This is a genomic window from Streptomyces sp. Ac-502 (assembly GCF_045222935.1).
Classification (GTDB): domain Bacteria; phylum Actinomycetota; class Actinomycetes; order Streptomycetales; family Streptomycetaceae; genus Streptomyces; species Streptomyces monomycini.
Map to the genome: position 1 here is coordinate 3534623 of NZ_JBHFFO010000001.1, position 21411 is coordinate 3556033.

17 protein-coding genes, 1 other RNA gene and 2 pseudogenes are annotated in these 21411 nt (G+C 73.3%); 7 read left to right on the forward strand and 13 right to left on the reverse strand.

Annotated features, from left to right (window positions below; all coding sequences use genetic code 11):
• Window positions 1–96: 96 nt before the first annotated feature.
• The 5 genes from ACEXOX_RS15935 to ACEXOX_RS15955 form a co-directional block, all read right to left on the reverse strand.
• A complete protein-coding gene (locus ACEXOX_RS15935) occupies window positions 97–1140 on the reverse strand; it encodes an FAD-dependent oxidoreductase (RefSeq protein WP_406521360.1) in 1044 nt (347 codons plus the stop codon).
• Window positions 1137–1568 carry a VOC family protein gene (locus ACEXOX_RS15940; protein WP_406521361.1) on the reverse strand — a complete coding sequence of 144 codons (432 nt, stop codon included), beginning with the start codon at window positions 1566–1568 and terminating at the stop codon, window positions 1137–1139. The genes ACEXOX_RS15935 and ACEXOX_RS15940 overlap by 4 nt, the downstream gene beginning before the upstream one ends.
• Window positions 1565–1804 (reverse strand): hypothetical protein, encoded by a 240-nt coding sequence (locus tag ACEXOX_RS15945; protein WP_406521363.1) that lies wholly within the window; start codon window positions 1802–1804, stop codon window positions 1565–1567. The genes ACEXOX_RS15940 and ACEXOX_RS15945 overlap by 4 nt, the downstream gene beginning before the upstream one ends.
• A 391-nt stretch (window positions 1805–2195) precedes the next feature.
• Window positions 2196–2606: a ParB/RepB/Spo0J family partition protein gene (locus ACEXOX_RS15950; protein ID WP_406521364.1), complete on the reverse strand. Its 411-nt coding sequence runs from the start codon at window positions 2604–2606 to the stop codon at window positions 2196–2198.
• Between the two features lie 377 nt (window positions 2607–2983).
• Entirely contained in the window at window positions 2984–4075 is a 1092-nt protein-coding gene (locus tag ACEXOX_RS15955) for an acetyl-CoA carboxylase biotin carboxylase subunit family protein (protein ID WP_406521366.1), read from the reverse strand.
• A 684-nt stretch (window positions 4076–4759) separates the two neighbouring features.
• Between ACEXOX_RS15955 and ACEXOX_RS15960 the strand changes: the two genes are divergently transcribed.
• On the forward strand, window positions 4760–5029 hold the full coding sequence (locus ACEXOX_RS15960; RefSeq protein WP_406521368.1) for a hypothetical protein: 270 nt from the start codon (window positions 4760–4762) through the stop codon (window positions 5027–5029).
• Window positions 5030–5043: 14 nt separating this feature from the next.
• A complete protein-coding gene (gene pepN, locus ACEXOX_RS15965) occupies window positions 5044–7275 on the forward strand; it encodes an aminopeptidase N (protein ID WP_406521370.1) in 2232 nt (743 codons plus the stop codon).
• A 147-nt stretch (window positions 7276–7422) separates the two neighbouring features.
• Here pepN and rnpB read toward each other — a convergent pair.
• An RNA gene (gene rnpB / locus ACEXOX_RS15970) (RNase P RNA component class A) lies at window positions 7423–7823 on the reverse strand.
• 163 nt (window positions 7824–7986) lie between these two features.
• Between rnpB and ACEXOX_RS15975 the strand changes: the two genes are divergently transcribed.
• A complete protein-coding gene (locus ACEXOX_RS15975; protein WP_406521371.1) occupies window positions 7987–8628 on the forward strand; it encodes a hypothetical protein in 642 nt (213 codons plus the stop codon).
• On the opposite strand, the gene ACEXOX_RS15980 is transcribed toward ACEXOX_RS15975, so the two are convergent.
• Complete coding sequence (locus ACEXOX_RS15980) at window positions 8615–10078, reverse strand: RNB domain-containing ribonuclease (protein WP_406521373.1); 1464 nt, start codon at window positions 10076–10078, stop codon at window positions 8615–8617. The genes ACEXOX_RS15975 and ACEXOX_RS15980 overlap by 14 nt on opposite strands.
• 216 nt (window positions 10079–10294) lie before the next feature.
• Between ACEXOX_RS15980 and yaaA the strand changes: the two genes are divergently transcribed.
• Window positions 10295–11092 (forward strand): peroxide stress protein YaaA, encoded by a 798-nt coding sequence (yaaA, locus tag ACEXOX_RS15985; protein ID WP_406521374.1) that lies wholly within the window; start codon window positions 10295–10297, stop codon window positions 11090–11092.
• A gap of 106 nt (window positions 11093–11198) precedes the next feature.
• Window positions 11199–11843, forward strand: coding sequence for a bifunctional 4-hydroxy-2-oxoglutarate aldolase/2-dehydro-3-deoxy-phosphogluconate aldolase (gene eda / locus ACEXOX_RS15990; protein ID WP_406521376.1), 645 nt, complete (start codon window positions 11199–11201; stop codon window positions 11841–11843).
• Between the two features lie 33 nt (window positions 11844–11876).
• On the opposite strand, the gene ACEXOX_RS15995 is transcribed toward eda, so the two are convergent.
• From ACEXOX_RS15995 to ACEXOX_RS16010, 4 genes and pseudogenes are all read right to left on the reverse strand, one after another.
• Window positions 11877–13799, reverse strand: a complete 1923-nt coding sequence (locus ACEXOX_RS15995) for an alkyl/aryl-sulfatase (protein ID WP_406521378.1) — start codon at window positions 13797–13799, stop codon at window positions 11877–11879.
• 446 nt (window positions 13800–14245) lie between these two features.
• Window positions 14246–15439, reverse strand: coding sequence for a bifunctional RNase H/acid phosphatase (locus tag ACEXOX_RS16000; protein WP_406521380.1), 1194 nt, complete (start codon window positions 15437–15439; stop codon window positions 14246–14248).
• A gap of 3 nt (window positions 15440–15442) precedes the next feature.
• Window positions 15443–16185 (reverse strand): annotated as a pseudogene (locus ACEXOX_RS16005) (zinc ribbon domain-containing protein).
• Window positions 16182–17048 (reverse strand): Nif3-like dinuclear metal center hexameric protein, encoded by an 867-nt coding sequence (locus ACEXOX_RS16010; RefSeq protein WP_406521381.1) that lies wholly within the window; start codon window positions 17046–17048, stop codon window positions 16182–16184. The pseudogene ACEXOX_RS16005 and the gene ACEXOX_RS16010 overlap by 4 nt, the downstream one beginning before the upstream one ends.
• Window positions 17049–17346: 298 nt before the next feature.
• Between ACEXOX_RS16010 and ACEXOX_RS16015 the strand changes: the two genes are divergently transcribed.
• Both ACEXOX_RS16015 and ACEXOX_RS16020 read left to right on the forward strand, forming a co-directional pair.
• Window positions 17347–18735: a hypothetical protein gene (locus ACEXOX_RS16015; protein ID WP_406521382.1), complete on the forward strand. Its 1389-nt coding sequence runs from the start codon at window positions 17347–17349 to the stop codon at window positions 18733–18735.
• A gap of 219 nt (window positions 18736–18954) precedes the next feature.
• Complete coding sequence (locus tag ACEXOX_RS16020; protein WP_406521383.1) at window positions 18955–19104, forward strand: hypothetical protein; 150 nt, start codon at window positions 18955–18957, stop codon at window positions 19102–19104.
• Window positions 19105–19267: 163 nt separating this feature from the next.
• Here the strand turns inward: ACEXOX_RS16020 and ACEXOX_RS16025 are convergent.
• Window positions 19268–20220, reverse strand: a pseudogene (locus tag ACEXOX_RS16025) (3-oxoacyl-ACP reductase).
• Window positions 20221–20272: 52 nt separating this feature from the next.
• The gene (locus tag ACEXOX_RS16030; RefSeq protein ID WP_406521384.1) at window positions 20273–21358 is read right to left on the reverse strand and encodes a Zn-dependent alcohol dehydrogenase; all 1086 of its coding nucleotides are present in this window, start codon (window positions 21356–21358) and stop codon (window positions 20273–20275) included.
• Window positions 21359–21411: the final 53 nt, after the last annotated feature.

Genomic DNA, 21411 nt, shown 5'->3' on the forward strand with positions numbered 1-21411 from the left:
GACTCGGCGAGCGGCGGCCGCAAAGGCGGCAACGTGACGCGGATTCGCGGGACAGCGGTTCCGGGGCACCGCGCTTCGCGGAAACCGGGCGTCAGGTCAGGCGGAACACAGCGTGCGGGCCGCCAGCCGGCCGGCGGCCAGGGCGGTCTTCGCGGCCCCTCCCCCACCTCCGGCGAAGGTGTACAGCGCGCTGTCCGGTCGGCAGCCACGCAGGGCCAGGCCCCCGCGCCCGCCGACCGGGTAGCAGTCGAGCGAGGCCACCGTGCGCGCTCCCGGGCCGGGCCAGGCCGTCAGCCCGAGCCGCAGGCCCGCGCACTCGGCGACCCGCCGGACCAGCGCCGGATCCGGGGCCACCTCGTCCGGCCCCACACCCCAGCGGGTGGTCGGCAGCCCCAGCAGCATCTGGCCGGTGCCGACCGGCCGCCCGTACAGACCGGAGGTCTCGTCGACGAAGGCGCCGAGCCCCGGCGGCACCGTCCGGCCCAGGGTGTACTGGATCTGGCGGGTGCTCAGCTCCTGGCCGGGCAGTCCCCACCGGTCGAGGAGGCGCGGCGTCCACGGCCCGGTGGCGAGCACCACCACGTCGTAGCGGCGCTCGACGCCGGGACCGAGGCGCAGGGCCGGACCGGGCAGGACGCCCAGCACGGGTTCACAGCGCAGGGTGCCGCCCAGGTCGGCGACGGCTCTCAGCAGGCTGTCGCGCAGCCGCCCGGGTGACATGTGGCCGGCGTACCGCTCGCGCACGCACCAGGTGCCCTCGGGCAGGCCGCGGAAGGGGGCGAGACCGGCCGCCGGCCGCAGTTCGGCCGAGCCGGGCAGCAGCGCGTCCACGGTCCGCAGCGTGCCGCGGGCCCGGTCCACGTCCGCGTCGGGCGGCAGCAGGTAGGTCGACGTGCCCTCCTGGTAGCCCGCCCAGTCCCGCAGCCGCGGGTCGCCACGCAGCTCGGCCAGGCTCTCGGCGGCGAGACGGCCGGTGTCCGGATCGGTGTCGAACCCGCGGACCAGCCCGCCGGAGGCGCCGGTCGCGTCCCGCCACCGGCCCGCTCCCGCCACGAACACCGTCACCGACACGCCGCGCTGCGCCAGACGCCAGCCGAGAGCCGCCCCGGCCAGCCCGCCGCCGGCGATCGCGGCCCTCATGCCGGCCGCTCCGCCCGGTCGTACTGCACCAGTTCGACGAGCAGGCCGGCGGGCCGCTTGGCGTAGACGAACGCGACCCGCATACCCGGGCGCGCACCGGCCTTCGGCTCCGTGTCGACCGGTACGAATCCGTCCGTCCGCAGCCGGTCCAGCTCGGCCTGTACGTCGTCGACCTCGAAGGCCACGTGGTACAGCCCCGGTCCGTGGCGGTCGAGGTGGCCCTGGACCGCCGCGGTGGCGCACAGCGGTGCGACCAGCTCCACCGCGGCCCCCGTCGCGTCCGCGCCCGGTGACCAGAAGTCACAACTGACGCCGTACGCCTCTGCCGTACCCGTGTCCGACCTGACGAGCCCGAGGTCGGAGAGCAGGTGCCCCGCCGCCGCCGGATCGCCCGTCGCCACCCCCACATGATCGAACCGAATGATCATTTCAGGTCCTGGAGGTCGAGCTGACGGGTGCGGCTGTTCAACTCGCCGGCGAGCCGCTGCCATTCGTCGGCGCATTCCTTGGCGAGGCCGGCCACGGTCGGCAGGAGGTGCTGCGGCAGGTCGCCGAGTTCGAGTTCGGCCTCGTTCGCGGTGACCAGGCACCGGCGCAGCCAGATCAGCATGGACCTGCCCCGCTCGGAGAAGCGCAGCGAGGGATCGCGCTGGAGCCTTTCCATCCGCACGTAGACCGGGCTGCCGCACGCCCCGGCGGTCCCCGGGAGCCGCGGCTGCTGCCCCGCTCCCCGGGCTCGCCGACCGGTCCGGAGATCCGCGACGTCACGTCCGGGGCCCGCCGGTTGTCCAAGGGGTACGCCACGCGTGCCACGTCGCGCGGCGGCGCTTTCTTGGCCTGCGCCTCGTCCGGAGGGGTGCGGTCGGCGCAGGCGTCGATCCGGCACCCGGTCTCCGCGCCGTCCGCCGGTTCGGCCGGCCGGCCCCGCTCGACCTGCACGCGCAGGCTGTGCGCCGTACCGATGGACACCCCGGCCTCGCGGGCGATCTCCCGTACGGTGGCGTCCGGCCGCTCCTTGATGACGGCCAGTGCCCGGCGCCGCCCCTCCTCGAAGCTCAGCGGCCGGACCCGGCCGTCCCTGCCGAGCCGGGCGTTCGGCTGCGGATTTCCTCACTCGAACGCCCGCGCAGGGCGCCGACGGTCTTGGCGGACAGTCCCGTGATGCGGGCGATCACCCGGTCCGACCGCTCGGGCTGGAGCTGGATGACGCGGCCGGCGGCCGCCTTGCGCTCGGCCAGGGAGAGCGGCAGACCGTGCGCGGTGTTGGCCTGGATGCCCATCACGTACGCTTCCGCCTCGGTCCCGTCGAAGAACTCGACGTCGATGTACTCGCGCTGTCGCAGCAGCGCCGCCCGCAGCCGGTGGCTGCCGTCGATGACGCGCATGGTGCGCCGGTGTACCAGGATCGGGGGCAGTTCGCTGTCGGTTTCGGCGAGGCGCCTGATATGCGCTTCGTCCTGTTGCACGAAGCGGGGCGATTCTCCGGGGAGAATCGCCGATACCAAGACTCTTTCCTTCTGACTCATTTGCGCTCTCCCGCGTGGAGTTTGCGGCGAAAGGACCTTGCTCTGCGACTGCACAGGTACAGCTGATTGCTTCTGCCGGGACGCGGTCACGGCCGGCCGGCGCGGAGGGATACGGGACGTGCCGGTCCCGGCGTCCCCGGGACCGGGCCGGGAAGGGCACCTCGCGCGTCGGCCGTGGCGGGCCCCGGGCCCTCGGCCGTGCACCGCGGGGACGCGCGGAACGGACCGGCGGTGCCGTCAGCCCGTACGGACGACCAGGGCCGACTCCGCCGCGTCCAGTGCGGCGAGGGCCTCGGTACGGGTGGGCGCGGCGACCGTCACGTAAGCGATGCGTCCCCACACCGTGCCCTTGGGCGGCGGCGAGACCACGGCGCCCGGCCGGGCCACCACCACGGCCTGGTCCACGGCCGGGGGAGTTCGCCCCGGAAGGCGACCTCCCCGAGGGTGGTGTCCTCGTCGTCCACGTAGAAGAAGCGGACGGCGGTGACCTGCTGCCGGGTCGCCCGCAGGTCCGGTGGCAGCCCGCACGCCGCCGAGGCGGCCGCGAGGCCGGGGTCGATGCCGGTGGCCAGGTGGCCGAGGCAGGGGATGAGGTCGCCACCGAGCCGGCCGTTGACCTCGATGAGCTTGGGCCCGTCCGCGGTGAGCATGAACTCGGTGTGCGTCCAGCCGTCGGTGAAGCCCAGCGCGGCGTGCGCCTCGGACAGCACCCGGCACAGCTCCGGGTCGGTCAGCAGCGGGTCCGCCGCGTCGACGAAGTGGCCGGTCTCCTCGGCGTACGGCGGGTATCCGACGACCTTGCGGCCGATGAAGACGGGGGTGACCCCGCCGTCGTGCACGACCGCGTCGACACTGATCTCCTCGCCGCGCACACACTCCTCGACCAGGTACGGCTCGGGGGAGTTGTAGACGACCCCCTCCGGCAGTGCGACGGAGCTGGTGAAGCCGAAGCCCGCGCGCAGCGCGGCGGGGTCGTCCACCGTGATGACGCCGAGGCTGGCGCCGAGCCCGCGTGGCTTGAGGACGACCGGGTAGCCCATCCGTCCGGCGGCCGCGAGGGCCTGTTCGACGGTGCCGACGGGGACGGAACGCGGTTGCGGCACGCCGGCGACGTCCAGCGCCGCTCGCGTCTGCGCCTTGTCACGCAGCCTCCAGATGACCGCGGGATCACCGTTCGGCAGGCCGAGGGCCTCGGCCACGTACGCGGTGGCGTGGATGCGCGTCTCGTCCCAGCAGAGCACTCCGCTTACGGCTGTGGCGGCGTGCAGCTTTCCCGCCTCGGCGGCCATGGCGAAGCCGTCGCAGGTGTTCTCCAGAACGGTCGAGCCGTCCAGGTACGGAACCTCCCACGTCGGCTGCGACTCGTGGAAGAGGTGAATACGGAATTCCTTGCCGATCGAACGGAGCAAATACTCGCGATAAGGCTGCATTCCCGACCCGACAAGAAGCAGCAGCGGCAATCCCGCCTCGTTGTCTTCAGAACTTCCCACGTCTCGGACTTCCCCTCCACGCCTTTTCGGTCGCCCACTCGGCCGACGACCGAAGATCACCTAATTTGCGACTCAGAACGCAGGGATCGAGACTACCCAGGGCATCAGGGCAATGTCGAGGGAGTGGTCAGAGTGACTGGTGTGGCGGGAGTGACGCAAAGAAATCTCAAAACAATGCCCTCCGGAACCCCCGGGAATGCCCCCGTCCGGATTCCTCGCCACCCCACATCATGCCTGTTCCGCGAGGTCGCGCCGGGTCCTGCCCGCCGCTCGGCGGAGCCGCGCGCGGCCGGTCCTTCAACGTACAACTGAAGAATGTCCGCGCTCGAACAGCGCAGCCGGAATCCATCCGTCCACTACCGGCCAAATCTCTGCGGACGGCGCGACGGAATTACCCGCAAAAGTGGAATGTTTAGGTCCGACCAGCGCCTGATGTGCTGCATTGACGTGTACAGACCGTCACCCGAATAATTATCCCGGCCCCGCCGGGGCCTTCCGCGCCCTACTCAAGCGAAGGGTTCACGCCACTGCCCACCCCGGGGGCCGCAGCCGTCTTCGAACCCTTGTCTGCACAGCGGGACACCCCGCTGAAAGAGGTGGAACATGCCCAGTCTCACCAAGACCGAGGCGACCGACCGTGCCGCCACGGTCGCCGTGGACTCCTATCACGTGGCTCTCGACCTCACCGGTCAGGAGGTGTTCCGCTCCGTCACCACCATTCGATTCCGGTCAGAACTGCCGGAGCAGGAAACCTTCGTCGACCTGCGGCCGTCGGCGCTGCGCTCCGTCACCCTCAACGGCACCGCTCTGGACCCCGGCCGGCTGGCCGACGGCCGGTTCCCCTCGGCGGCCTCGCCGCCGACAACGAACTGATCGTCACCGCCGACATGCGCTACTCCCGGAGCAACGAGGGCCTGCACCGCTACACCGACCCCGCCGACGGCGAGGTCTACGTCTACGGCTTCCCCTACGTCGACCAGGCGCCGCGCATCTTCGCCTGCTTCGACCAGCCGGACCTCAAGGCGCCCTTCACCTTCGACATCACCGTCCCGGCGCACTGGCGGGTGCTGGCGACCGGCGAGACCACCGAGACCGGCCCCGGACACTGGCGCGCCGGCCCCACCGCGCCGCAGGCGACGTACCTGACCACGGTGGCCGCCGGCCCGTACGCCTCGTACCACGCACAGCACCGCGGCACCCGGCTCGGCCTGCACTGCCGGGCCTCCCTCGCCGATGCCTTGAAGGACGACCTCGGCGAACTCTTCGAGGTCACCCGTCAGTGCCTGGACGAGGGGCACCGGCTCTTCGGCTCCCCCTACCACCTGCCCGCGTTCGACCAGCTCTTCGCCCCCGAGTTCAGCGTCCTGTCCCTGGACCACCCCGGCCTGGTGCTGCTGCGCGAGAGTTATGTCTTCAGCTCCGGCGCCACGGACAGCGAGCGTGAGACCAGGGCCGTCGTCCTCGCGCACGGCATCTCCCTGATGTGGATGGCCGGACTCGTCACCAGCGCCTGGTGGGACGACCTCTGGCTCGGGCAGACCTTCGCCGACTACCTGGCCCACCGGGTCACCAGCGAGGTCACTCGCTTCACCGGCCCGCCGACCACGTTCGCCGCCCGCCGCAAGGGCCAGGCGTACGCGGCCGACCAGCGCCCGTCCACGCACCCGGTCAGCCTCCAGGCCCGGGACGTCGCCTCCGCCCTCCTCGACCTGGACCGCATCTCCTACTTCAAGGGGCATTCCGCGCTCCGCCAGCTCGCCACCGTGATCGGCGACGAGGCGCTGCGCGCGGGGCTGCGTACCTACGTCGAGCGGCACGCCTACTCGACCGCCACGTACCGGGACTTCCTCGACGCCCTCGGGTCCGCCCCGGGCGAGGCCGGGCTCGACCTCGACCGCTGGTCCGACCTCTGGCTCACCTCGGCCAACGTCAACACCCTGCGCCTGGAGCTGACCACGCGGGACGGAACGATCACCTCGGCCACCGTCCACCAGAGCGCGCCCGACAGCCACCCGGTGCTGCGTCCGCACACCCTCGGCATCGGCCTCTACACCGCCGATGGCCGAACCGCCCTGGTACGCGCCGCGATCGACGGCGACCGCACCGCGATACCGGACCTGGTCGGCCTGCCCGCACCCGAACTGGCCCTGCTCAACGACGGTGACCTCACCTACGCCAAGATCCGCCTGGACGAGCGTTCGCTCGCCGCGCTGCCCGCCCTGCTCCCGGCCCTGTCACCGATCAACCGGGCGATGGTGTGGGCCTCGCTGCTGCTGGCCGTACAGGACGGCGCCCACCCGGCCGAGGAGCACCTCTCGCTGGTGGCCGTGATGGTCGCCGTGGAGCCGGAGCTGCCCATCCTGACCGAGGTGCTGGAGCAGGCCCGCTTCGATGTCGCCGACCGCTTCCTGCTCCCCGCCCGCCGGCCGGCCGCGCTCGCGCGCGTCGCCGCCGCGCTCCGCGAAAGGCTCGCCCGCACCGGGGCCGGGGACCAGACCGCGCTGACCCTCTTCCGCGCGCTCGTCGACTTCACCGACGACACCGCCGAACTGCGCCGCTGGCTCGGCACCGGATCCGGGGCTCCGGCCGCCCCGCTCCCCGCCGGCCTGCACCTCAGCAGCGACCTGGCCTGGCGCATCCGGCTGCGGCTCACCGTGCTCGGCGCCCTGGGCCCGCGGGAGCTGACGGCGGCGCACGCCGCGGACGTCGGCTCGGGGGCGGACGAGGGCGTGGCGAAGTGCCGTGCGGCGCTGCCCGACCCGGCCGCGAAGGAAGCCGCCTGGCAGCGGCTGTTCTCCTCGGAGGAAGTCTCCAACTACGAGCTGCTGGCCCTGGCCGACGGCTTCTGGCACCCCGAACAGGCCGCCCTGACCGCCCCGTACGTCGAGCGTTTCTTCACCGAACTCCCCGCCGCGGCAGCCCACTACGGCGACCTGACCCTCGACCTCCTGATCAAACACCTCTACCCCAGACACGCCGCCGCTCCCGAGACCCTCACGGCAGCGGAGAACCTCCTGGCCCATCCCGCTCTGCCCGCCGCCCTGCGCCGCGCCGTCAACGACCTGACGTACGACCTGTCCCGAGCGCTGGAGGTCCGCAGGAGCGCGGAGGAGAGCTGACCCGGCCCTCGCACGGGAGCCGTGGGACCGGTGCGTGCCGTACTGCCTCGCGCTCCCGGAGCGTGAGGCGATTCCGCTCCGTCCGGCGAGTGAAGGACAGCTTCGGCACCGGTCACCCCACCTGCCTGCCGAAGCGGGGAAGTGGGGCGGACGAGTCGGCCTGTACGCCGGGTTCTGTCGCCGGCGGGCCTTGCGGCCCGTCGGGAGACGGCCATCCATCTAGGGCTGCCGTTGCCGGCAGCCTCGTGCGGTCTACCCGCGGACTCGGGCGGGCCGCCCTCGGTCGTCCGCGCAGAAACACCGGGGTGTTTCCTCTTGACCTTGCTCCGGGTGGGGTTTACCTAGCCCTCCGAGTCACCTCGGAGGCTGGTGGTCTCTTACACCACCGTTTCACCCTTACCGGCGCCTTACGGCACCGGCGGTCTGCTTTCTGTGGCACTGTCCCGCGGGTCACCCCGGGTGGGCGTTACCCACCACCCTGCCCTGTGGAGCCCGGACGTTCCTCGGGAGGATGCGATGCATCCCCACGCGGCCGTCCGGCCGGCTCGTCCGCCGTGCGGACCATGGTACCTCCCGGCCGACGAGGGCTTGACCTTGTCGTAGCGACAACGTTTCTACTGGGTGCGGGAACGTATCGGGAGGGGGCGTTACGTGGACGAAGGACGCGGTGGAAGCACCGGGCGGCGGTTACTGGCGTACGAGAAGCGGTGGATGGCCAGTCTGGGACTGTGGGTGACGCGGCGGCGGGACGGTGTGGGCGCCGGGGAGCGGGCGCTCGGGTATGCGCGGGCGCAGGCGCCGATGCTGTACGGGTTCGTGTTCGTGTGCGCGGTGGAGACGGTCGGCGTCACGTTTCTGCTCGCCGGGTTGCCGGTCGCGCACTGGATCATGCTGGCGTTGGACCTCTACACCCTGGCCATGGTGCTGGGCTTCCAGGCCGCCGCCGTGACCCGGCCGCACGTCGTGGGGCCCGCCGGGCTGCGCGTGCGCAACGGCGCGCTGCTGGACGTGTGGATACCGCTGGAGCGGATCGCGTCCGTCCGCTACGACCTGCGGTTCCCGAAGACGGAGACGGCCGGGCGGCAGGCGCAGGAGCGGGACGGTGTGCTGGAGGTGGCGGTGGCGGCGCAGACCTGTGTGACGGTCGAGCTGACCGAGCCGGTCACCGCCGTGAAGCTGCTGGGGCAGCGGGTGGAGGCCCGTACCGTGCGCTTCCACGCGGACGAGGGCCGGGCCGCGGTCGCCGCCGTACGGGAGGCGCTGGCCCGGCGGGCCGAAGAGCGAGAGGAAGGACGGGAGCGGGACGGCCAGGGCGAGGGCGGCAGGGGCCGGGACACGGTCACGCCGGTGTGAAGCGGACCGGGGCGCGGCCCGGGTCCGCTTCGGTGAGGCGGACGCGCAGGCGCCGGCCCAGCGGCAGCCGCGGAACCTGCTCGCCGCCGTCGATACGGCCGATCACGGCCGGGTCGTCCAGGTGCACCGTGCCCCGGTCCGGCCGGCCGTCCTGGACGTCGACCACATAGCCGTCGAAGGTCTCGCCCAGCCGGTCCCGCATCAGGGCCGCCTCGACGAGGTCGACGCACTCCCGCTCGACCCGGGCGGCCCGGCGGCCGCCCTCCGTCATCTCGCCGGGCAGGGCGGGCAGTGCCGTACGGACCCAGTCGGGCGGTTCCCTGCCGGCCGCCGCGGCCAGGCACAGTTCGGCGCCGTAGCGGTCGGCGAGGCGTCGCAGCGGCGCGGTGACGTGCGCGTACGGGGCGGCGACGGCGGCGTGCCGGGCGTGTTCCGGGGTCGGCGGGTCGCCGTCGAAGACGGTGTAGCCGGCGCCGCGCAGCAGGGCCGTGCAGTCCTGGAGGAAGGCGGCGTGGGTGGTGCGGGCGGGGTCGAGGGTGCGGATGAGGGCGGCGTACGAGGTGTGGTGCGGCCAGTCGACGCCGAGGGCGTGGGCGGTGCGGCGCAGGCGGGCGACGGCGCCGTCCGGGGCGGTGGGGAGCGTCCGCAGGACGCCGGTGCCGGAGGCGAGCATCAGCTCGGCCGCTGCCATGCCGGTGAGCAGGGATATCTGGGCGTTCCAGGCGTCGGCGGGGCGCGGGGCGCGGTAGGTGAGGGCGTAGCCGTCCGGGTGCTCGACGATCTCCTGCTCGGGGACGTTGAGGGAGATGCCGCCGCGGGCGGCCTCCTGCTCCTCGCGGAGGCGTCCGATCGTACGGAGGAGGGAGAGGGGCTCCTCGGCGGTGCCGGAGTCGATGGCGTGCTGCACGCCTTCGTAGTCCAGGCGGGCCCGGGAGCGGACGAGGGCCCGGCGTACGTCCGTCGAGCGCAGCGCGCCGTCCGCGTCGAGGTCGAGCCGCCACAGGACGGCGGGGCGGTCCTCGTCGGGGAGCAGGCTGGCGGCGCCCTCGCCGAGGACGGGTGGGTGCAGCGGGACGTGTCCGTCGGGGAAGTAGAGGGTCGTCACGCGGCGGTGCGCCTCGGCGTCCAGCGCGCCGCCGGGGGTGACGAAGGAGGCCACATCGGCGATGGCGTAGTCGACGCGGTAGCCGCCGCCGGGGCGCCGGGAGAGATACATCGCCTGGTCGAGGTCCATCGAGCCGGGTGGGTCGACGGTGAACAGCGGGATGTCGGTCGCGTCGGTGGCGGCGGTGTCGGCGGGCGGGTGCGGCCAGCGCGCGGCACTGTCCGCCTCGGCCTGCGCGGAGGGCGGGAACGTCTGGGGGATGTCCAGTCGCGCCCGCAGTTCCCGTAGCGCGGCACGCACGGGCGCCTCGGCTGCGGCGGTCACGCGGAGGTGGCGGCGGGGCATGCTTTTGAGCGTAGGGCGGTTGGGGGGCGGGGGCACGTCAGGGTGGGAGGGCTGAGGGGGAAGGGGGTGTTCGGAGGCGGCGGCGGGAGGGCTGCGGCGGGAGTTCTGGGGAGGCGACGAAAGGGGCGCCGGGGCGGGCCCCCTCGGGCTGCGGCCCGTCCGTGCGGCGAACCGTAAAGTGGCGGGGCCAGTGCACAGAAGGCTAAGGAGAAGCGCGTGCTCGTGTTGTTGCCGCCGTCCGAAGGGAAGGCCGCGTCCGGGGGCGGGAAGCCGTTGGACCTGGGGGCGCTGTCGCTGCCCGGGCTGGGCCCGGCGCGGGAGGCGGTCCTCGAAGAGCTGGTGGGGCTGTGCGCGGCGGACGAGACGAAGGCGCAGGAGGTCCTGGGGCTGAGTGACGGCCTCAAGGGCGAGATCGCCAAGAACGCCGGGCTGCGCGAGGCCGGGACGCGGCCGGCCGGGGAGATCTACACGGGCGTGCTGTACGACGCGCTGGGGCTCGCCACGCTGGACGCGGCGGCGCGGCGCCTGGCCGGGTCGTCACTGCTGGTGTTCTCGGGACTGTGGGGCGCGGTACGGGTGGGCGACCGGATCCCGTCGTACCGCTGTTCGATGGGGGTCAAGCTGCCGGGCCTGGGCGCGCTGGGCGCGTACTGGCGGGCGCCGATGGCCGAGGTGCTGCCCGCGGCCGCCGGGGACGGGCTGGTCCTCGACCTGCGGTCGGCGGCGTACGCGACGGCCTGGAAGCCGAAGGGTGAGGTCGCGGGCCGTACGGCGACGGTGCGGGTGCTCCAGTCGAAGATCGTGAACGGTGTCGAGAAGCGGTCGGTGGTGAGCCACTTCAACAAGGCGACGAAGGGGCGGCTGGTCCGAGACCTGCTGACCGAGGGGCGGACGCCGGACGGCCCGGCGGAGCTGGTCGAGGCGCTGGGCGACCTCGGGTACGTGGTGGAGGCCGAGGCGCCGGCGAAGGCGGGCAAGGCGTGGGCGATCGATGTGGTGGTGAGGGAGTTGTAGGGGAGGGACTGGGGGCGGAGGGTACGTCCCCACTCACTCAGACCGCCGCGTTGCAGTATTTGCAACAGTCGTTGCGGATGCTGTGCGGCGGGCGCACTATGGGCCCGTGACTGACGCTGCCCCCTCCCCCGCCGCCCCGCCCTCCGTACTGGGCCTCGCCCCCGTGATCCCGGTCGTGGTCCTCGACGACGCGGCCGACGCCGTCCCGCTCGCCCGCGCGCTCGTGGCGGGCGGGCTGCCCGCCATCGAGGTGACGCTGCGTACGGCGGCCGCGCCGCGGGCGATACGGGCCATCGCCGACGCGGTCCCGGAGGCGGTCGTCGGCGCCGGTACGGTCCTGACCCCGGGGCACGTGGAGACGGCCGTCGCGGCGGGCGCCCGCTTCCTCGTCAGCCCGGGGTGGTCGCCGCGGCTGCTGGCCGCGATGAAGGCCAGCGGCCTGCCGTTCCTGCCGGGTGTCTCGACGGCGTCGGAGGTGGTGACGCTGCTCGACGAGGGCGTGACCGAGATGAAGTTCTTCCCGGCGGAGGCCGCGGGCGGCACCGCGTACCTGAAGTCGCTCGCCTCGCCGCTCCCCCGGGCCCGGTTCTGCCCGACCGGCGGCATCGGCCTGGCCTCCGCGCCCGACTACCTGGCGCTGCCGAACGTGGGCTGCGTGGGCGGTACGTGGATGCTGCCGGCCGACGCGCTGCGCGCCAAGGACTGGGGCCGGGTGGAGCGGCTGGCCCGCGAGGCCGCGGCGTTGCGCTGAGGGCGACGCCGCGGCGGTGCGGGCCCGCAGGTGCTACGGCGTGACGATCGGGAACGACGGGTCCGGCACCGTCAGGTAGCCGAAGACGGTGTCCGCCGCCGGCTGGTCGTCGACGCGGATGCTGCCCGCCTTGACCGCCGCGTCGAAGTTCCGCCGGAACAGCGGGCCTTCGAGGATCAGCGAGTCGAACGCCGCCCGGGTCAGGGAGATGGTGGCCTGCGGCTTGCCCGCGTACAGGTCCTTGCCGTCCACGTACACCAGAACGCCGTTGCGCAGCGTGGTGGTGCACTCCTGCCCGGTGTCCGTGAACTGCCACTGGAGGACGATCGCGGCGCGCTGTTCCTGTGCCGCCTTCGGCCCGTCCACGCTGCGGGCCATCGCCGCGAAGACCTGTTCCAGGGTCATGCTGCGGACCAGGTCGGGGGCGCCCTTGCTGGTGGGCTCCTGCGGGCCGTGGCGCAGTTCGTCCGCGCCGGTCAGGTAGAAGTTGCGCCACGGCCCGTTCTCGGCGCCGTAGCCGAGCTGCGCGAAGGCCTTGATCTGGAGTGCCTTGGCGTCCTGGACCGCCTTCTCGGGGACGGTGGCGGGGTCGGCGAAGATGACGTGGTTGAGCAGTTCCACGACCCAGCGGTACGCGTCCGGGTCGCTCTCGTGCCCGTCGTACGCCTCCTGCGCCTTCCGTACGACGGCCTCGGCGCCGCCCATCGCCGCCACGTAGCGCGTACCGGCGACTGTCGGCGGCACATTCCACAGGTGGGCGGGATTTCCGTCGAACCAGCCCATGTACCGCTGGTACACGGCCTTGAAGTTGTGACTGAGCGAGCCGTAGTAGCCCTGGTTGTACCAGTGCTCGGCGAGACCGGCGGGGAGGTGCCGGAGTTCTTCGGCGATCTCGATGCCCGTGTATCCGCGGTTGACGAGCCGCAGCGTCTGGTCGTTGAGGTACGCGTACATGTCCCGCTGATTGCTGAGGAATTCGAGAATGCTTTCCTTGCCCCAGCGCGGCCAGTGGTGCGAGGCGAATTCCACTTCGGTGTGCTCGCCGAAGGTCTGGATCGCGTCGGTGAGGTATTTCGCCCAGGCGTGCGCGTCCCGCACCTGGGCGCCGCGCAGGCTGAGGATGTTGTGCAGGTTGTGGGTGGCGTTCTCGGCCATGCACAGGGTCCGCAGCTCGGGGAGGTAGATGTTCATCTCCGCGGGCGCCTCGGTGCCGGGCGTGAGCTGGAAGAGCAGCCGTACGCCGTCGATGACGCGGCGGTGCAGCCCCGCCCGCCACGGGATGACGTCGGCGGGCGACCAGTCGTCGCCCGCGACGGCCTGGCCACCGCCGATGCAGTCGGTCGGCGGCAGCAGGGTGACCTCGCCGGTGGAGACGGTCAGGCCCAGGCCCGAACCGATCTGCGCGTACGGGCTCTTGTCCAGCCCCGCCGCGTACATGTACTCGGCGCGGCGCTGCATCGCCGGGCCCGCGTAGACGTTCTCGCTGACGGCGTGCTCCAGGAACCCGTCGGGCGCGAGGACCGCGAGGTCGGCGGGGATCTCGTCGTTCCGCTCGGCGAACAGGCCGCGGGCGCCGCCGAAGTGGTCGACGTGGCTGTGGGTGTAGATCAGCGCGCTGACCGGGTTCCGGTTCCCGGTGGTGTCGCGGTACAGCTTCAGGGCGGCCTGTGCGGTCTCGTAGCAGGCCAGCGGGTCGATGACGATGATCCCGCGATCGCCCTCGATGATCGTCATGTTGGACAGGTCGTAGCCGCGCACCTGGTGGACGCCGCCGCGGGCGCCTGAGGTGACCTGGAACAGCCCGGCCACCGCGGTGAGCTGACCTTGGCGCCACAGACTCGGGTTGACGGTCGGGGGCGCCTGCTCGTCGCCGTCGGTGAGGAAGTCGTACGCCGTGAAGCTCCACACCACCTTGCCGCTGTCCGACCGGGAATGGATCGCCGGTACGTCCGGCACCGCCAGCAGCCCCGCTGCGCGTCCTCGAAGTCCTGCGAACCGCGCTCCCGAAGGCGCTCCGCGGCCTTCCGGTTGGCCTCCGCGACGGACGGGGAAATCTCGACGGGCTCGGTGTACTCGCTGGGCATACCAACCTCCGTACAGGCATGCGGAATTCACGCATGAGGCGAGGGAAAAGGCGCGATCGCGCCGTGGTGTGCGAGCGACGCTATGAAACCGGTGTGCGGGTTACAAGGAACCAATCAAGCCAGCAGCCTGAACCGGCCCCGCAGCGAAGAAAAGCGCAGGGAACACGCCAGATGAACGGGGCTGGAAAAGACGGGCGGCAGGTCGGCAACAGCCCGGAAAAAACCGACCGGCGATACGGAAAACCGCCCGCGGCCCTTCTGGGGCACACAGGCGGTGAGGTTCCTCAGGGACGCCTCAGGGGCGCACGGTCCGCTGCGTCACCGCAGATGCGCCGTCTCGTTCAACAACCGTACCGACGCGTTCCCGTCGGCGTAGTACGCGACGGCCGACAGGGACGCGGCGGAGAGTTCCATCCGGAACAGGGCCTCCGGCGGGGCGCCGAGGGCCAGCCGTACCAGCGTCTTGACCGGGGTGACGTGGGTGACCAGCAGCACCGTGCGGCCCGCGTACCGGGCCAGCAGCTTGTCGCGGGAGAGGGCTACGCGGCGCGCGACGGAGGCGAAGGACTCGCCGCCGGTGGGCGCGGCCTTGGCGGAGCCGAGCCAGGCGGTGAGGTCCTCGGGGTGGCGCTCCTGGACCTCGGCGAAGGTCAGGCCCTCCCAGGCGCCGAAGTCGGTCTCGCGCAGGCCCTCGTCGACGCGTACGTCCAGGCCGAGGCGGGCCGCGACGGTCTCGGCCGTCTGCCGGCAGCGCTTGAGGGGCGAGCTGACGACGGCCTGGACGGTGCCGCGGGCGGCGAGCGCGGCGGCGACCGCTTCGGCCTGCCGGTGGCCGGCCTCGGACAGCTCCGGGTCGGAGCCGCCGCTGCCGGAGAACCGCTTCTGCGGTGTCAGCGCGGTCTCGCCGTGCCGCAGCAGGACGAGGGTGGTCGGCGCGCCCAGGTCGGCGGGCGCCCAGCCGGCCGGCGGCGCCTTGGGCTCGTCGGCCGCCCCGGTCTCCGCGGCCTCCGCCGCCGCGTCGGCCGCGCGGGCGGCGGCACTGCGCGCCGGACCGCCCGCGTCCAGTTCGGCCCGCGAGTCCCGCGGCTCCCACTGCCGGCCCGCCTTGCCCGCGTCCATCGCCTCGTTGGCGAGCCGGTCGGCGTGCTTGTTCTCCTCGCGCGGGATCCACTCGTACGTCACCCGCGCGGGCGGGAAGACGCTCCGCGCCTCCGCCGCCAGCGGCCGCATGTCCGGGTGCTTGATCTTCCAGCGCCCGGACATCTGCTCCACGACGAGCTTGGAGTCCATCCGCACCCGGACGTCCGCCTCCGGGTCCAGCGCGTACGCGGCGCGCAGGCCGGCGACCAGGCCCCGGTACTCGGCGACGTTGTTGGTCGCCGTACCGATGTACTCGGCGGCCTCGGCGAGCGCCTGCCCGGTCTCCGGGTCGATGACGACCGCGCCGTAGCCCGCGGGCCCCGGGTTGCCCCGGGACCCGCCGTCGGCCTCGACGACGAACGTACGGGCCACGGTCTACAGGCCCGAGTCGGGCGTGCGCACCAGGATGCGGCTGCAGTTCTCGCAGCGCACGACCTTGTCGGCGGGCGCGCTGCGCACGTCGTTCAGCTCGGTGATGTCCAGCTCCAGGCGGCAGCCCTCGCAGCGGCGCTGGTAGAGGCGGGCGGCGCCGAGGCCGCCCTGCTTCTCGCGCAGCCGGTCGTAGAGCTTGAGCAGGTCGGCCGGGATGTCGGCGACGGTCAGCTCGCGCTCCTTGCGGACCGTGTCGGCCTCGGCGTCGATCTCGGCCCAGGCGGCGTCCCGGCGGGCGGTGGCGTCGTTGACCTTGGCCTGGACGGACTCCACGCGTCCGGTCAGCTCGGTGACCCGCTCCTGGGCGGACTCGCGGCGCTCCATGACCTCCAGGACGACGTCCTCCAGGTCACCCTGGCGCTTGGCGAGGAGGCGATCTCCCGCTGGAGGTTCTCCAGGTCCTTGGGCGAGGTGCTGGTGCCGGAGTCCAGGCGCTGCTGGTCGCGGGCGGCGCGCTGGCGCACCTGGTCCACGTCCTGCTCCGCCTTGGTCTGCTCGCGGGTGGTGTCGCTCTCCTCGGTCTGCGCGGCGACGAGCAGGTCGCGCTGCTGGGTGAGGTCGCCCTCCAGGGTCTGGATCTCGGCCAGCTCGGGAAGGGTCCTGCGCTTGTGCGCGAGCTGGCTGAGCCTCACGTCCAGGGCCTGGACGTCGAGGAGGCGGATCTGGTCGGCGGGCGCGGCGTTCAGCGGGGGGCTCCTGATGTGTTCGTCGGGGTCGTGCGGGCATCGGACGCCGCGTGGGCGGTCCAGGGGTCGGTGACCGTGCGCGACACGTGGGTGCGCAGGTTCCAGCCGTGCCGGTCGGAAATCTCGTCGAGCTGGGCCGCGGCCTGCTCGCACCAGGGCCACTCGGTGGCCCAGTGCGCGGCGTCCAGCAGTGCCAGCGGGCTCTTCTGGGTCGCCTCGGAGGCGGGGTGGTGGCGCAGGTCGGCGGTGAGGAACGCGTCCACACCGGCCGCCCGTACGTCGTCGAAGAGGCTGTCGCCGGAGCCGCCGGAGACGGCGACCGTGCGGATCGTACGGTCCGGGTCGCCGGCGATCCGGACACCCTGCGCGGTGGCGGGCAGCCGGGCGGCGGCGTACGGGCCGAACTCCGCGAGCGTCATCGGGTGCGGCAGCTCGCAGATCCGTCCCAGGCCGCGGCGGCCGTGGGCGTCGGTCTCGTCCGGCACCAGCGGACGCAGAATCCGCAGGTCCAGCGCGCCGGCCAGGGCGTCGGAGACGCCGGGGTCGGCGGTGTCGGCGTTGGTGTGCGCGACGTGCAGCGCGACATCGTTCTTGATCAGCGTGTGCACGACGCGGCCCTTGAAGGTGCCGGCCGCGACCGTGGTCGTACCGCGCAGGTAGAGCGGATGGTGCGTGACGAGCAGGTCGGCGCCGAGCCGGACCGCCTCGTCGGCGATCTCCTGGACGGGGTCGACGGCGAACAGGACCCGGCGCACCTCGGCGTCCGGATCACCGCAGACCGTGCCGACGGCGTCCCACGACGCGGCCCGCTCGGGGGGCCAGAGGGCGTCGAGCGCGGCAAGGACTTCAGACAGTACGGGCACGGGGGAAGGTTACCTCCCAGCCGCACCACCGCGCCGGGCCGCTTCGGGCGGCGGCCCGGCAGGCCGGGAGCGCCGCGGCCGCCGAGGCGTACGGCGGGCACCGGGGCCGCCGGGGGCCCTCCGGCGTCGTGGCCGCTCCCGCCGCCGCCCCGTCCCGCCGCACAAAGCACAATCACCCCTCGCACCTCAAGGCGAACCGGACATCAGCCACTCTTTCGCGTGAAGTGCCGCAACCTTCTCTCCTCGTTTGAGAGTGCGAAAACTAGCTTCGACCGCACTGACTGGAGGTGAGCACTCGATGACAGCCTGTGTCACCGAGGACGCCGCGACGCCGGAAACCCGGCAGCACGGCGCGGCGCTGACGATCGCCGCCGACGGCTCCTACGCCGCCCGGCTCGCGCGGCACCGCAGCACCGGGAGCTGGTACCCCGAGCGCTGGACGCTGGCGGGCCCCGAGCCGTACGCGGTCCCCCTGCCCGGCCACCAGCCCGAGGAGGCGGACACCGGGCTGCTGCCCCTGACGGACGGCCGGGTGCTGATCCGGCGCCGGGTCGCGGACCGCTGCACGCTCGGCCTGCTGTACCCGACCGGCCCGGGCACCGGCGAGCTGCCGCTCGGCGCCGTCGAGACGGCGGAGCTGACGCTGCTGCCCGCCGCGCCGTGCGGCTCGCGCGCGTACGCGCTGGCGCCCGGCGAGCGCTCCACCGTGCTGTGGCTGGTGCACGACGGGCGGCCGTCCACCGTTCCCGGCCGGGCGCGCTCCGTGCCCGCCTGCGTCGCCGAGATCGAGGGCCGTTGCACGGGCGGCGTCTGGCTGGACCGTACGGGCCGGCTGCTGGCCCTGGACCAGGAGGTGGCGGGGCGCACCAAGACGGTGGCGGTCGATCTGGAGCGCGGCGGCGAGGTCAGCCCGCTGCTCCAGATCACCGAGGAGAGCAACGACCGGCTGCTGCTGGCCGACCCGGACAGCGGGCTGCTGGTGCTGCGGTCGGACGCGGCGGGGCACGACCGGCTGGGCTGGGGCGTGCTGGGCAGCGCGCTGCCGGTGCGCTTCCCGGAGTGCCTGCGGCTGCCGGACGCGGCGCTGCGGCCGTTCGCCGTGCAGTCGGGGCAGGCGCTGGCGCCGGAGAGCTGCGCGGTGGCGTTCCGTGTGGACGCGGCCGCCGGGACCTGGCTGGGCGTCTGGCGGCCGGCGGAGCGCCGACTGCGCCAGTTGCCGCCGCCGCGCGGGTGGCTGGCGGGCACCGGGCTGTGGACGGCGGACGGCGAACTGCGGCTGCCGTTCGAGACACCGGCGGTGCCGTGCGGGGTGGCCCGGCTGCCGGCGGCGGCCACGGGGGCGCAGCCCCGGGATGCCGCGCCCGTCGTGCTGTCCGCGGGCGCCGGGCGTCGCGCGGAGCCGCCTGCCGTGCCCGGTGCCTCCGGTGGTCCGTCCGGTGGTCCGTCCGGCGCTTCCTCCGGTGATCCGACGCCCGCCGGTTTTCCGGTCAGAGCCGCACGATGGGTACGTATCCCCTCAACTCCCGCGGGGCTGCACGTCCGTACGCCGCCACCGCCCGCTCCCTCCACACCATTCACACAAGCGGAACCCGTGACCCTGGAACCGTACGGCGCGTCCGCGCATCCCTCTCCGTGCAGACCGGTGCCGCTGCAACAGGCGCCGCTGGCGGCCCGGGAAGCCCGGTAGAGCAAGATCGTTCGCTTCGTTAGGATCGGCGGTCGACCGGCCGCCGACGGCATCTCGCCGCGGCACTTCCCAGTGGTGACTGGGTCCCAGTGGCGACTGGGTCCCAGCGGTGACTGGGTCCCAGCGGTGACTGGGTCCCAGCGGTGACTGGGTCCCAGTGGTGACTGGGAGAGGTCCGACGCGTACCGCCGTAAGCGATCCGACGGAGTGACTCCCCACATGTCCGAAGCCCGAACCGATACGACCCAGGCGCGCAGGCAGGACGCCGACCGGGCCGCCGCGGCGGCAGGCGCCGGCAAACACCGTGGCCCGGCCGCCTCGGAGGACACCGCCGCGTCCCCGAACGGCAGGCACCGCCGGGACCAGTAGCCGCGGGACGCCCGAGAGCCCGCGTCCGGGCCTCCGGGGCCGCTCCGGGCCCGTGGGGCCCGCCCGCCCCGGGCCGCGCGCCACGCGACGGCCGTGACCTCCGTGCCGCCCGGTCAGGGGCACGGCGGGCACGGCCGTCGGGTGTGTCAGGGGGCCGGAGGACTCACCTCCGCTTGAGGCCGAGCACCTCCGCCGCCGCGAACGTCTCGTCCGGCGGGCGCTCCGCGTAGTACGGCGTCAGGACGCCGTCCAGCTCCGCGTACGTGAAAGCGTCCTTCGCGGTGTCGAACTGCGCGGCCACCCTGGGCCGTTCGACCACCGCGACCATGCCGCCGTGCACCACGAGCAGTTGCCCGTTGACCCGCGCCGCTGCGGGCGAGGCCAGGTAGCCGACGAGGGGCGCGACGTGCTCGGGGGCCAGCGCGTCGAGGGCCCCCTCCCCGGCACCTCGAACCCGGCGAAGACGTCCTCGGTCATCCGGGTACGGGCGCGCGGGCAGATGGCGTTGACGGTGACCCCGTACTTGGCCAGGGCGAGCGCCGAGGAGGTGGTGAGGCCGACGATGCCGCCCTTGGCCGCCGCGTAGTTGGGCTGGCCCGCCGAGCCCGCGAGGAACGCCTCGGACGAAGTGTTGACGATCCGCCCGTACACGGCGGCACCGGCGGCCTTGGAGCGTTCGCGCCAGTGGGCGGCGGCGAAATGCGTGGTGTTGAAGTGGCCCTTGAGGTGGACGCGGATCACCGAGTCCCACTCGTCCTCCGTCATGGAGAACACCATCCGGTCACGCAGGATGCCCGCGTTGTTGACCAGCACGTCCAGCTTGCCCCAGCGGTCCACGGCCTCCCGGACCAGGCCGCGGGCCGTCTCGTGGTCGGCGACGTCGCCGACGTGCGCGACGGCCTCGCCGCCCGCCGCGCGGATCTCGGCGGCGGTCTCCTCGGCCGGGGCCGCCGACGCGGCGCCGGAGCCGTCGCGGCCGGGCTGCCCGTAGTCGTTGACGACGACGGCCGCGCCGAGCCGGGCGAGTTCCAGCGCCTCCGCCCGGCCCAGGCCGCGGCCCGCCCCGGTGACGATCGCGGTCAGGCCGTCGAGCGGCCGTTCGGTGGGAAGAGTCACGTTCTCGGCTTCCTCTCGTTCGTCGGGGGCGTGCCACCCGCGCCGGGACGGGTCACATCTCGACGCACGTACGGAGCGCGACGCCGGTGCGCATCTGCTCCAGCGCCTCGTTGATCTCGGTGAGCCGCACCCGGTGGGTGATCAGCCCCGCCAGGTCGATGCGGCCCGCCCGCCACAGGGCGACGGCCCGCTCGTAGGAGCGCAGCACGTCCCCGCCCCCGTACAGCGACGGCAGAATGCGCTTCTCGTCGAAGAACAGCTCGAACATGTTGACCTGGAAGTGGTCGTCCATCGCCCCGGCACCGACGACGCAGAGGGTGCCGCCGCGCCGCGTCGCCTCGTAGGCGGTGCGCGCGGTGGCGGACTTGCCGACGACCTCGAAGACGTAGTCGAAGCCTTCACCGGCGGTGATCCGCTGTACGGCGTCGGCCAGCGCCTCCGGGGCGACCGCTTCCGTGGCGCCGAAGCGCAGCGCCGCCTCGCGCCGCGTCTCCACCGGGTCCACCGCGACGATCGACGTAGCCCCGCACACCCGCGCGCCCTGGACGGCGGAGATCCCCACGCCGCCGCAGCCGATGACGGCGACCGACGAGCCGGGTGCCACCCGCGCGGTGTTCAGCGCGGCGCCCAGCCCCGTCGTCACCCCGCACCCGATCAGCGCCGCGATCTCGTACGGCACGTCGTCCGGGATCGGTACGGCGCAGTTGGCGGCGACCACCACCTCCTCCGCGAAGGTGCCGGTGCCCGCGAAGCCGAAGACCTCGGACGGGTCGGCTCCGGGGCGGCGGAAGTTGGGGGTGCCGGCGTTCATGAACCCGGCCAGGCACAGGTGGGTCTGGCCGCGCTTGCAGGACGGACACGTACCGCAGGCGGGCAGCCAGCACATCAGCACCCGGTCGCCCGCCGACAGGCCCGCGACGCCGTCACCCACCTCCAGGACCTCGCCCGCGCCCTCGTGTCCGGGGACGAACGGGGCGGGCTGCGGCAGCACCCCGCTCATCGCGGACAGGTCGGAGTGGCACAGCCCGGTGGCCCGGATGCGGATACGGACCTTTCCCGGGCCGAACCCGACCGCCTCGATACCGTCGACGACTTCCAGCTTGTCCTGCCCTGTCTGGTGCTGAATCGCTGCGCGCATGTGCGCTCCCTTCGCGGGGCGGCCAGAGTGGGGTGGTCATGTGCGGCCGGGCC